This window comes from Streptomyces griseofuscus (genome assembly GCF_014673495.1).
Taxonomy (GTDB): Bacteria; Actinomycetota; Actinomycetes; order Streptomycetales; family Streptomycetaceae; genus Streptomyces; species Streptomyces murinus.
In genome coordinates, this window is record NZ_CP051006.1 from 3,600,579 (window position 1) to 3,612,153 (window position 11,575).

Here is an 11,575-nt window from a genome sequence, read left to right on the forward strand (position 1 = left end):
CCGATTCCGGTGCCACGAACCGCCTTCCGGGCTCTAGGACTTGGGCTTGAAGGACGCTGTCAGCGTCTTCCAGGTGTCCTTGCGCAGATCGCCGTCCCAGTCGCCGGCCTTCGCGGTGTACATCAGCGCGTACCCGAGGTGGTCGTTCACCACGAAGCCGCGGTCGACGGTGCGGTACTCGGTGCCGCCGTCGACGTAGGTGAACTCCCAGTCGGCCGTGTTCCAGCCCCGGTAGTCCGCCTCCTCGATCCGGATCCGGTGGTACTGGGAGCGCACCATGTAGTGCTCCTGGCTCTTCCAGTCCGCCACCGGGTCGTCCTTGGGCGTACCGGTCCAGGCCACGAGCAGTTTCTGCCCGTCGGGGCCGGTGTAGCGGTCACCGGCCGATCCGTGCGACTGGTACGACCATCCCTTGGGCAGCCCGAGCGAGTAGCCCTGGCCGCCCTTGCGGGTGGAGACGGCGGGCGCGCTGCCGGCGTCGGCGGACGCGCCCGCGCTGACGTCCTTGCCGGTGCCGGTCCCGGTCCCCGTGGCGGTGGGCGCCGTACTCCCGCCGTCCGTACGGGTACCGGCGGCCGGGCCCTTGCTCCGCCCCGCCCCGGCGGACGCGCTCGCGCCGGCCGTGGTCCGGGCGGCGCCCTTGTCGTCCTTGTCGTCGCCGCCGCTGAGGGCGACGGCCAGCACGGTGCCGATCACCGCGAGGGCGACCACCACGGCCACGACCACCAGCGTGCGCCGGGGCACCACATCCGTGAGCGAGGCCTTCGGCGCGGGCCTGGGCGGCAGGTCCAGATCCGGCGGGGGCATCACGGGCCAGCCCGAACGGGGCTTCGCCGACCCCGCGTTGCCCGCCGGGCTCCCGGCGGGGTTCGGCGTGGCCGCGCCCGGCCCCTTGCCGGAGGCGTTGCCGGAAGCCGAGGCGGAACCGCCGCTCTTGGGTCGCGCCGCGTCCGCCGCGGCACCGGTGGCGGCGCCGGCCGCGGCCCCCGCCGCCGCCTTGCGCACCGAACGCAGCGCGCCGCGCAGCTTCTCCGCGGCCTCCTCGCTGCGCTTGCCCCCACCCTCGGCCGGCTGCGCGGGCAGCGGTACGACCCGGGTGGCGTCCAGTGGTTCCGGCTCGCGCGCGTGGATGACCTTGTCGAGCAGGACGCGCGCCCCGGCGTCGTCCAGCCGCTCGGCCGGGTCCTTGGTGAGCAGGCCGTAGATGACGTCCCGCAGCGGGCCCGCGTTCTTGGGCTCGTCCAGCTGCTCGGTCATCACCGCGGTGAGCGTGGCGATCGCCGAACCCTTGTCGTACGGCGGCACCCCCTCGACCGCCGCGTACAGCAGCCCGCCGAGCGACCACAGGTCGGCGGCGGGGCCCGGCTTGTGGCCGCGGGCGCGCTCCGGGGAGATGTAGGAGGGGGCGCCGACGAGCATGCCGGTCGAGGTGATGGACGGGTCGCCCTCGACCTGTGCGATGCCGAAGTCGGTGAGGACGACGCGGCCGTCGTCGGCGATGAGCACATTGGACGGCTTCACGTCCCGGTGCAGGATGCCCTCGCGATGGGCGGAGCGCAGCACATCGAGGACGGCGAGGCCCACCTCGGCGGCGCGCCTGGGCTCCAGCACGCCGTCCTCGCGGATGACCTCGGCGAGGGACTTGCCCTCCACCAGCTCCATGACGATCCAGGGCCGGTCGTCCTCGTCGACCACGTCGAAGACCGTCACCGCGCTGTTGTTGCGGATCCGGGCGATCGCCTTGGCCTCACGCAGGGTGCGGGTGATCAGGCGCCGCTTCTCCTCCTCGTCGATGTTCGTCGGGAACCGCAGCTCCTTGACGGCGACCGTGCGGCCGAGGGTCTCGTCCTCGGCGCGCCAGACCGTGCCCATGCCACCGCGGCCCAGCACGTCTCCCAGCCGGTACCGCCCGGCGAGGAGACGCCGTCCGCTCTTGCCCTGCCGAGTCTCCTGACGAGATGTCCCCGCCCGCTCCGCCTCCGACATGCGTCCCCTCATGCAACCCGCCCTGACAGAGCCTCCATTGTCTCTCACCCGACAAGTGCTCCACGCCCTGGGGCCCCTCCCCCGGCCACCGCGAAGCTCCCCGAAGGCGCGCTTCGGCTTGACGGCATGACGGCCCGTGAGACCCCGGCGACCCGCGGTGCCGACCCTTCGGTCACACCCGGTCAAACCCCCTGCGCCGGACGCCCTCCGGCACCCCGTCAGCTGAGCGGCACGATGTCCGGCGCGCCCAGCCGCGCCGCGTCCGCCGTCAGGTCGTCGGGCTGGAGTTGGGACTCGCGTTCGGCCTCGACCCGCTTCTCGTAGTGCTCGACCTCGCGTTCGATCTGGTCCTTGTCCCAGCCGAGGACCGGGGCCATCAGCTCGGCGGCCTCGCGGGCGCTGCGGGTGCCGCGGTCGAAGGTCTCGATGGAGATGCGGGTGCGCCGGGTGAGGACGTCGTCCAGGTGGCGGGCGCCCTCGTGCGAGGCGGCGTAGACGACCTCGGCGCGCAGATAGTCGTCGGCGGCGCGCAGCGGTTCGCCGAGCGCGGGGTCCGCCTCGATGAGGTCGAAGATCTCCTCGGCCATCGAGCCGTACCGGTTCAGCAGGTGTTCCACCCGGACCGTGTGCAGTCCGGTGCGGGCGGCTATGCGGGCCCGCGCGTTCCACAGCGCGTGGTAGCCCTCCGCGCCGAGCAGCGGGGTCTCCTCGGTGACGCAGTCCGCGACACGCCGGTCCAGGCCGTGCACCGCCTCGTCGACGGCGTCCTTCGCCATCACCCGGTAGGTGGTGTACTTGCCGCCCGCCACGACCACCAGGCCCGGCGCCGGATGGGCGACGGTGTGCTCGCGGGAGAGCTTGCTGGTGGCGTCGGACTCGCCGGCCAGCAGCGGTCGCAGCCCCGCGTACACCCCCTGCACATCGTCCCGGCGCAGCGGCACGGCCAGCACCGAGTTGACGTGTTCCAGCAGGTAGTCGATGTCGGCGCTGGAGGCGGCCGGGTGGGCCTTGTCGAGGTCCCAGCCGGTGTCGGTGGTGCCGACGATCCAGTGCCGGCCCCAGGGGATGACGAAGAGGACGGACTTCTCGGTGCGCAGGATCAGCCCGCTGGTGGAGTGGATGCGGTCCTTGGGCACGACCAGGTGGATGCCCTTGGAGGCGCGGACATGGAACTGGCCGCGCTCGCCCACCATGGCCTGGGTGTCGTCGGTCCACACCCCGGTGGCGTTGACGACCTGCTGGGCGCGCACCTCGTACTCCCCGCCGCCCTCGACGTCCTGCACCCGGGCGCCGACGACCCGCTCGCCCTCGCGTATGAACCCGGTGACACGCGCCCGGTTGGCGACCCGCGCGCCGTACGACGCCGCCGTGCGCACCAGGGTGGCCACGAGACGGGCGTCGTCCACCTGGGCGTCGTAGTACTGAAGGGCGCCGACCAGGGCGTCCTTGCGCAGACAGGGTGCCACGCGCAGGGCCTGACCGCGGGTCAGATGGCGGTGCACGGGCAGGCCCCGGCCGTGGCCGCGGGCCATGGACATCGCGTCGTAGAGCGCGACGCCCGAACCCGCGTACAGCCGCTCCCAGCCGCGGTGCTGCAACGGGTAGAGGAACGGCACCGGTTTGACCAGGTGCGGGGCGAGCCGCTCCAGGAGCAGGCCGCGCTCCTTCAACGCCTCGCGGACCAGCGCGAAGTCGAGCATCTCCAGATAGCGCAGTCCGCCGTGGATGAGCTTGCTGGAGCGGCTGGAGGTGCCGGACGCCCAGTCACGGGCCTCGACCAGACCGGTGGACAGGCCGCGGGTGACGGCGTCGAGCGCGGTGCCCGCGCCGACCACTCCGCCGCCGATCACCAGTACGTCCAGCTCGTGCTCGGCCATCGCCGCCAGTGCCTCGGCGCGCTGCACCGGTCCCAGAGTCGCTGTCCTCACCGCTGCCTCCCGCTGTCGCTGACTCGCTCGCGTCGGCCGCACCCGGAGGGCGAGGCCGGTCACCACCACCTCATGCCCAAATTCTGACCGGCATGCCCGACTTCAGCCACCACGCGCCCGCGACCTGTGGACAACCGGCGCACATCCCCCGAGAGACACACGAACAGAATCCCACATAACGGTCATATTTACTCCTAGTGTGACAGTGCGCTCGTTCATCCTGTCCACAGCGGTTGCGCATCGGTTCCACTTCGGTTACTGGGAAGGACGGCCCACGCCATGTCCGCAGACCTCGCCGTCATCGGCCTCGGCCCCTACGGTTTGCCGCTCGCCCAGGCCGCGGTGGCCGCCGGCATCCCCACCCTCGGCTATGCCACCGGACCCGAGGCGGGGCCGCTGAGCCCCGCCGAGCTGCGCCGGATGCACGCGACCGGCTTCCGGCGCGCCACCGACCCGGCCCAGCTCGGCCGGGTGCGCACCGCGGTGATCTGCGCGCCCACCCCGCCCGGCGCCGACGGCGGCCTGGACCTCGGCCAGGTCGAGGCCGCCGCCCACACCCTGGCCGGACGGCTGCGCCCGAACACCACGGTCATCCTGGAGTCGCCGGTGCCGCCGGGCACGACCGAGGAATTCCTGCGTCCCCTCCTGGAGGAGGGCTCCGGGCTGCGCGCGGGCCGCGACTTCCATCTCGCCTACTCGCCCAGCCGGGTCGACCCCGGCAACCGCGCGCACACCCCGGCCGGCACCCCCAAGGTCATCGGCGGCCTCACCCCCGCCTGCACCGAGTCGGCCGCCGCCTTCTACGGCCGGCTCACCGACAAGGTGGTCCGCGCGCGCGGGCTGCGCGAGGCGGAGGCGGTGCAGATCCTGGAGACCAACTTCCGGCACGTCAACATCGCGCTGGTCAACGAGATGGCCGTGCTCTGCCACGAACTCGGTGTCGACCTGTGGGACGTCATCCGCTGCGCAGAGACCAAGCCGTTCGGCTTCCAGGCGTTCCGGCCGGGCCCCGGCGTCGGCGGCCACGCCGTCCCGCAGGACCTCACCGGATACGCGAGCCGCGCCCTGCGCATGGTGGAACTGGCCCAGCAGGTCAACAACCGGATGCCCGCATACGTCGTACAGCGCGCCGCGACGCTGCTCAACGAGCACGGCAAGTCCGCCCGGTGTGCGCGCGTGCTGCTGCTCGGCGTGACCTACAAGGCGGACCTCCCCGACCAGCAGGGCGCCCCGGCCAGGGAGATCGCCGCACGCCTGATGCAACTCGGCGCGTCCGTGAGCTACCACGACCCCTACGTGCCCGCCTGGAGCGTCCTGGACCGCCCGGTCCCACGCGTCGACTCCCTCTACGAGGCCGCCGCGGCCGCCGACCTGACGATCCTGCTCCAGCAGCACCGCACGTACGACCTCCAGGGCCTGTCGGTAAAGGCCCAACTCCTCCTGGACACGAGGGGAGCAACCCCGACGGGCGCGGCGAACCGGCTCTGAGGAGCGCTCCGTTCGAAACTCCGCACCAGGTCACGATAGGAAAACAACCGGGGCGTCGTCGGCCCTGCCTGTTAGTCTCCCCCGGACTTACCGCACACAGGTGCGAGTGGTCTCCCGTTCCACCTCATCCAGTTTGTGCCACAGCACGGGGGGATTTCTGTCATGAGCCAGTCAGCACCACCGCCGCAGCCGCAGCCCGGCCCGGTCGACGCCAACCCGTACGCCCAGCAGGCGCCGGCCGGTATGCCGTACCCGCCGCAGCCGGGCGCCCCCGGCATGCCGCTGGCCCCCGTCGCGCCCGCGCCGGTCCGCGGCAACCCGGCCCTCGGCCTCGTCGCCGCGGTGGTCGCCGCCGTGGTCGCCGCCGGGCTCTACGGCCTGATCATCGGCGGCACCAAGCACGAGATCGGCTACGCGGCCGTGGGTGTCGGCTTCGTCATCGGCCTCGCGGCGGGCAAGGCGGGCGGCCGCAACGCCGTCCTGCCGATCGCCTCCGTGGTGCTGGCGCTGGTCTCGGTGTACTTCGGCCAGCTGGTGGGCGAGGCGATGATCGGCGCCAAGGCGACCGGCCTGAGCTTCTCGCAGGTCTTCTTCGACCACTTCGACGTGGTGCAGAAGGCCTGGAAGCAGGATGCCGACCTGCTCACCTTCGTGTTCTTCGCCATCGCGGGTTTCGCCGCGTTCTCGGCCGCCAAGAAGGCCGCCCGGTAAGACGCGCCCCGAGCACGCGAAGGGGTCCGGCCACCGCTGCGGTGGCCGGACCCCTTCGCGTCGTACGAAGCCCCTGTACGAGACCTTCGAACCTCGGATCAGCGCTTGTGCTGGCTGTCCGCGACCGTCACCTCGACCCGCTGGAACTCCTTGAGCTCGCTGTAGCCGGTGGTGGACATGGCGCGGCGCAGGGCGCCGAAGAGGTTCATCGAGCCGTCCGGGGTGTGGGACGGGCCGGTGAGGACCTCCTCGATGGTGCCGACGGTGCCGAGGTCGACCTTCTTGCCGCGCGGCAGCTCCTCGTTGACCGCCTCCATGCCCCAGTGGTGGCCCTTGCCGGGCGCGTCCGTGGCGCGGGCCAGCGGGGAGCCCATCATCACCGCGTCGGCGCCGCAGGCGATCGCCTTGGGCAGATCGCCGGACCAGCCGACACCGCCGTCCGCGATCACGTGCACATAGCGGCCGCCGGATTCGTCCATGTAGTCGCGGCGGGCCGCGGCCACATCGGCGACGGCGGTGGCCATCGGGACCTGGATGCCCAGCACATTGCGGGTGGTGTGCGCGGCGCCGCCGCCGAAGCCGACCAGGACGCCGGCCGCGCCGGTGCGCATCAGGTGCAGGGCGGCGGTGTAGGTGGCGCAGCCGCCGACGATCACCGGGACGTCCAGCTCGTAGATGAACTGCTTCAGGTTCAGCGGCTCGTGCGAGGAGGACACGTGCTCCGCGGAGACCGTGGTGCCGCGGATCACGAAGATGTCCACGCCCGCGTCCACGACCGCCTTGGAGAACTGGGCGGTGCGCTGCGGGGAGAGCGCGGCGGCCGTGACCACACCGGAGTCGCGCACCTCCTTGATGCGGGCGCCGATCAGCTCCTCCTTGATGGGCGCCGCGTAGATCTCCTGGAGGCGGCGGGTGGCGCGCTCGGCCGGCAGCTCGGTGATCTCGTCCAGCAGCGGCTGCGGGTCCTCGTACCGCGTCCACAGACCTTCGAGGTTGAGCACGCCGAGGCCGCCCAGCTCGCCGATACGGATCGCGGTGGCCGGGGAGACCACGGAGTCCATGGGAGCCGCCAGGAAGGGCAGCTCGAAGCGGTAGGCGTCGATCTGCCAGGCGATCGAGACCTCCTTCGGGTCCCGCGTACGGCGGCTGGGGACGACGGCGATGTCGTCGAAGGCGTACGCCCGGCGGCCGCGCTTGCCGCGCCCGATCTCGATCTCAGTCACGTCTGTGGCCTTTCCTGTTGCGTTTCAGCGCCTTCCAGTATCGCCGACGGGTACGACAAAGGCGGCCCCGGATGTTCCGGGACCGCCTTCGGCACGCTCCGGTGACTACTTGGCGCTGTAGTTCGGCGCCTCGACCGTCATCTGGATGTCGTGCGGGTGGCTCTCCTTGAGACCCGCCGAGGTGATCCGCACGAAGCGGCCCTTGGACTCCATCTCCTCGATGGTGGCCGCGCCCACGTAGCCCATGGTCTGGCGCAGACCGCCGACCAGCTGGTGCAGCACGTTGGCGAGCGGGCCGCGGTAGGGCACCTGGCCCTCGACGCCCTCGGGCACGAGCTTGTCGTCGGACGCCACCTCGGCCTGGAAGTAGCGGTCCTTCGAGTACGACCGGCCCTGGCCGCGGGACTGCATGGCGCCCAGCGAGCCCATGCCGCGGTACGACTTGAACTGCTTGCCGTTGATGAACAGCAGCTCGCCCGGGGACTCCTCGCAGCCGGCCAGGAGACTGCCCAGCATCACGGTGTCGGCGCCGGCCGCGAGGGCCTTGCCGATGTCGCCGGAGTACTGGAGGCCGCCGTCGCCGATCAGCGGGATGCCCGCCTGGCGGGCGGCGCGGGACGCCTCGTAGATGGCCGTGACCTGCGGGACACCGATACCGGCGACCACCCGCGTGGTGCAGATCGAGCCCGGTCCGACGCCCACCTTGATGCCGTCGACACCGGCGTCGATGAGCGCCTGGGCGCCGTCGCGGGTGGCGACATTGCCGCCGATCACGTCCACGTTCACGCTGGACTTGATCTTCGCCATCCAGCTGAGGGCGTTGCTGTTGTGGCCGTGCGAGGTGTCGACGACCAGGAAGTCCGCGCCCGCCTCGGCGAGCGCCTGGGCGCGCTCCAGCGCCTCGGGGCTCGCGCCGACGGCGGCACCGACGAGCAGACGGCCCTCGGCGTCCTTGGCGGCGTTCGGGTACTGCTCGGCCTTGACGAAGTCCTTGACCGTGATGAGGCCCTTGAGGACGCCCGCCTCGTCGACCAGCGGCAGCTTCTCGATCTTGTGCTTGCGCAGCAGCTCCATGGCCTCCGGGCCGGAGGTGCCGACCTTGCCGGTGACCAGCGGCATCGGGGTCATGACCTCGCGCACCCGACGGCTGCGGTCGCTCTCGAAGGCCATGTCGCGGTTGGTCACGATGCCGAGCAGCTTGCCGGCCGGGTCGGTGACCGGGACACCGCTGATGCGGAACTTGGCGCACAGGGCGTCGGCCTCGGCGAGCGTGGCCTCCGGGTGCACCGTGATCGGGTCGGTGACCATGCCGGACTCGGACCGCTTCACCAGGTCGACCTGGTTGACCTGGTCCTCGACGGAGAGATTGCGGTGCAGGACGCCGACGCCACCGAGGCGGGCCATGGCGATGGCCATGCGGGACTCGGTCACCTTGTCCATCGCCGCCGACAGCATCGGGATGTTCACCCGGACGTTGCGGGAGATGCGTGACGAGGTGTCGACCGCGTTGGGGAGCACCTCGGAGGCCCCCGGCAGCAGCAGCACGTCGTCGTAGGTCAGCCCGAGTGTCGCGAATTTTCCGGGCACTCCGTCGACGTTGGCAGTCATGACACCTTCCCCAAATGGCCTTGCTCGGTGCGGATGTCCATGCTAACGGCAGGCATGGCCAGCAAATTCCACGGCGGAAGATCACCTTCGGCTTCGTATGTTCATACGGTGTTCGCGAAGACGCCGGGCGCCGATGCCGCTACTGCTCGGCGAGGGCCCGCAGTCGGCTCAGGGCCCGGTGCTGGGCGACCCTGACCGCTCCGGGTGACATTCCCAACATCTGTCCGGTTTCCTCCGCCGTGAGGCCCACCGCGATGCGCAGCAGCAGCAGTTCGCGCTGGTTCTCGGGGAGGTTGGCCAGCAGTTTCTTGGCCCACTCGGCGTCGCTGCTGAGCAGGGCGCGCTCCTCGGGGCCGAGCGAGTCGTCGGGCCGCTCGGGCATCTCGTCGGAGGGCACGGCGGTCGAACCCGGATGGCGCATCGCGGCGCGCTGGAGGTCGGCGACCTTGTGCGAGGCGATGGCGAAGACGAACGCCTCGAAGGGGCGCCCGGTGTCCCGGTAGCGGGGCAGCGCGAGCAGGACGGCGACACAGACCTCCTGGGCGAGGTCCTCCACGAAGTGGCGCGCGTCGCCGGGCAGTCGCGACAGCCGGGTGCGGCAGTAGCGCAGCGCCAGCGGATGGACGTGCGCGAGCAGGTCGTGCGTGGCCTGTTCGTCGCCGTCGACGGCACGAAGCACGAGAGCACCGATCGCCCCCTGGGCCGTGCCCGCCTCGTCGTCGCGCATCGGTCCATGGTGCCCTGCGGCCGTCCGGTCCGTCGCATCGTGCTGATGGTTGTGCACCGAAGCGTTATGAGCAGGTGCGCCGGCACTCATCCCCTGCGCCCTCCCCTTCCGCTCGACCGACTCGTCCCCGAGAGACTCCACACCCTCAAGGATGCGGCATCCGCGCCGAAACGAGCAGCGCCCGTCCGGTGGGCCGCCTTGCACGCCGCCGAACGGCACGCCCTGGCGGAGCGTACGCGGTATCTTCCGGCCGGCCGCGACGGACACCGGCCTGCGAGAACCCGCGGGGGCGGGCACCGGGGCGCGGGAAGCCGACGGGGACGCACGACACGGACGGCACCGCCGGGAGCGGGGCGCGCCGCGCCGACCGGGGGTCTGCCACGGCTCCGCTCGCCGGACCGGCGAGGGTCCCGGGCACCAGGGGCGTCTTCACGACGGCCCCCGAGAGCCAGGACTCGCCCGGCCCCGCGCGGCATGGCGCGCGGGGCCCGCCGGGTCCTACCTGACCAGGCCCCAGCGGAAACCGAGGGCCACCGCGTGGGCACGGTCCGAGGCGCCGAGCTTCTTGAACAGGCGCCGGGCGTGGGTCTTGACGGTGTCCTCGGAGAGGAACAGCTCACGGCCGATCTCGGCGTTCGAGCGGCCGTGGCTCATCCCCTCCAGGACCTGGATCTCACGCGCGGTGAGCGTGGGCGCGGCGCCCATCTCGGCCGAGCGCAGCCGGCGCGGGGCCAGCCTCCAGGTCGGGTCGGCGAGGGCCTGGGTGACCGTGGCCCGCAGTTCGGCGCGCGAGGCGTCCTTGTGCAGATAGCCCCGGGCACCGGCGGCGACCGCGAGGGCCACGCCGTCCAGGTCCTCGGCGACGGTCAGCATGATGATGCGCGCGCCGGGATCGGCGGACAGCAATCGGCGCACCGTCTCGACGCCGCCCAGGCCGGGCATGCGCACATCCATCAGAATGAGGTCGGAGCGATCGGCGCCCCAGCGGCGGAGGACTTCCTCGCCGTTGGCCGCCGTCGTCACACGCTCGACACCGGGCACGGTCGCGACCGCGCGGCGGAGCGCTTCTCGGGCAAGCGGGGAGTCGTCGCAGACGAGGACGGATGTCATGACCGCCCTCCGCAGCTGATGCGCGTCACCTTGAGCCTCCAGGCTGGTACGGAATCTCACCTGTGCGGTCGACCGTCTCGGACGCCTGCCCGAGCGCTTGTTTTTTCAACCGCCTCCGCACTCTCAACGACGGTCACTCGAAAGAGTTACGGGGCTGCACACCGTCATCGGCACTCTACGTGAGGGCACCGACACGGTGCAGACATGCTCAACGGACCCTCAACTTTTCATCACAACCTATGCCCCATTCAGCTGCTTTTCTTCCCGTTTCGTAGTGTTCGGGGCTAGATTCGCAATGAGTCATATTTACATCTCCTTAGACCGGAGATGTACGGTCGTTGGCACCGTATCCGCCCAGAACGGCTACAAGGGGTCACGTAATGGCAGATTTCTCCCGCCTTCCCGGACCGAACGCGGACCTGTGGGACTGGCAGCTGCTGGCTGCTTGCCGCGGGGTGGACAGCTCGCTCTTCTTTCACCCGGAGGGCGAGCGCGGGGCGGCTCGGAGCGCTCGCGAGAACTCGGCCAAGGAGGTCTGCATGAGGTGCCCGGTCCGTGCGGAGTGCGCGGCGCACGCGCTTGCCGTGCGCGAGCCGTACGGCGTCTGGGGCGGCCTGACCGAGGACGAGCGCGAGGAGCTGATGGGGCGGGCACGCAACCGCCTGGTGGCCGCCTCGACCACCGGCGGCGACACCGCCCACAGTCACTGAAGGAACGTTTCTGCACCCAGGGTCCGCCGGACGCTCCGGCGCCCCCACCCCCCTCCGGGCACGCCACGCGCGCCCGCGATTCCG

At 71.5% G+C, this 11,575-nt stretch carries 9 protein-coding genes; 3 read left to right on the forward strand and 6 right to left on the reverse strand.

From position 1 onward, the window contains the following. Positions 1 to 33 precede the first annotated feature (33 nt). Complete coding sequence (locus tag HEP81_RS15810) at positions 34 to 1,986, reverse strand: serine/threonine-protein kinase (protein WP_106979958.1); 1,953 nt, start codon at positions 1,984 to 1,986, stop codon at positions 34 to 36. A gap of 218 nt (positions 1,987 to 2,204) precedes the next feature. Next, positions 2,205 to 3,914, reverse strand: coding sequence for a glycerol-3-phosphate dehydrogenase/oxidase (locus tag HEP81_RS15815; RefSeq protein ID WP_037657650.1), 1,710 nt, complete (start codon positions 3,912 to 3,914; stop codon positions 2,205 to 2,207). A 279-nt stretch (positions 3,915 to 4,193) separates the two neighbouring features. Here HEP81_RS15815 and HEP81_RS15820 point away from each other — a divergent pair, with 279 nt between their 5' ends. Then, on the forward strand, positions 4,194 to 5,402 hold the full coding sequence (locus tag HEP81_RS15820; protein ID WP_037657646.1) for a nucleotide sugar dehydrogenase: 1,209 nt from the start codon (positions 4,194 to 4,196) through the stop codon (positions 5,400 to 5,402). A 162-nt stretch (positions 5,403 to 5,564) separates the two neighbouring features. Further along, on the forward strand, positions 5,565 to 6,113 hold the full coding sequence (locus HEP81_RS15825; RefSeq protein ID WP_037657644.1) for a hypothetical protein: 549 nt from the start codon (positions 5,565 to 5,567) through the stop codon (positions 6,111 to 6,113). Between the two features lie 98 nt (positions 6,114 to 6,211). Here HEP81_RS15825 and HEP81_RS15830 read toward each other — a convergent pair whose 3' ends face one another. From HEP81_RS15830 to HEP81_RS15845, 4 genes are all read right to left on the reverse strand, one after another. Next, a complete protein-coding gene (locus HEP81_RS15830) occupies positions 6,212 to 7,336 on the reverse strand; it encodes a GuaB3 family IMP dehydrogenase-related protein (protein ID WP_037657642.1) in 1,125 nt (374 codons plus the stop codon). Positions 7,337 to 7,441: 105 nt separating this feature from the next. After that, the gene (gene guaB / locus HEP81_RS15835) at positions 7,442 to 8,944 is read right to left on the reverse strand and encodes an IMP dehydrogenase (protein WP_037657640.1); all 1,503 of its coding nucleotides are present in this window, start codon (positions 8,942 to 8,944) and stop codon (positions 7,442 to 7,444) included. A 139-nt stretch (positions 8,945 to 9,083) separates the two neighbouring features. Then, on the reverse strand, positions 9,084 to 9,671 hold the full coding sequence (locus HEP81_RS15840; protein ID WP_037657637.1) for a sigma-70 family RNA polymerase sigma factor: 588 nt from the start codon (positions 9,669 to 9,671) through the stop codon (positions 9,084 to 9,086). A gap of 498 nt (positions 9,672 to 10,169) precedes the next feature. Next, a complete protein-coding gene (locus HEP81_RS15845) occupies positions 10,170 to 10,781 on the reverse strand; it encodes a response regulator transcription factor (protein ID WP_003948568.1) in 612 nt (203 codons plus the stop codon). Positions 10,782 to 11,161: 380 nt separating this feature from the next. Here HEP81_RS15845 and HEP81_RS15850 point away from each other — a divergent pair, with 380 nt between their 5' ends. Next, entirely contained in the window at positions 11,162 to 11,491 is a 330-nt protein-coding gene (locus tag HEP81_RS15850; protein WP_037657636.1) for a WhiB family transcriptional regulator, read from the forward strand. Positions 11,492 to 11,575: the final 84 nt, after the last annotated feature.

Coding starts and splice junctions, on each gene's coding strand:
- HEP81_RS15825 (WP_037657644.1), top strand. CDS start 5,565: ATGAGCCAGTCAGCACCACCGCCGCAGCCGCAGCCCGGCCCGGTCGAC.
- HEP81_RS15820 (WP_037657646.1), top strand. CDS start 4,194: ATGTCCGCAGACCTCGCCGTCATCGGCCTCGGCCCCTACGGTTTGCCG.
- HEP81_RS15810 (WP_106979958.1), bottom strand. CDS start 1,986: ATGTCGGAGGCGGAGCGGGCGGGGACATCTCGTCAGGAGACTCGGCAG.
- guaB (WP_037657640.1), bottom strand. CDS start 8,944: ATGACTGCCAACGTCGACGGAGTGCCCGGAAAATTCGCGACACTCGGG.
- HEP81_RS15850 (WP_037657636.1), top strand. CDS start 11,162: ATGGCAGATTTCTCCCGCCTTCCCGGACCGAACGCGGACCTGTGGGAC.
- HEP81_RS15840 (WP_037657637.1), bottom strand. CDS start 9,671: ATGCGCGACGACGAGGCGGGCACGGCCCAGGGGGCGATCGGTGCTCTC.
- HEP81_RS15845 (WP_003948568.1), bottom strand. CDS start 10,781: ATGACATCCGTCCTCGTCTGCGACGACTCCCCGCTTGCCCGAGAAGCG.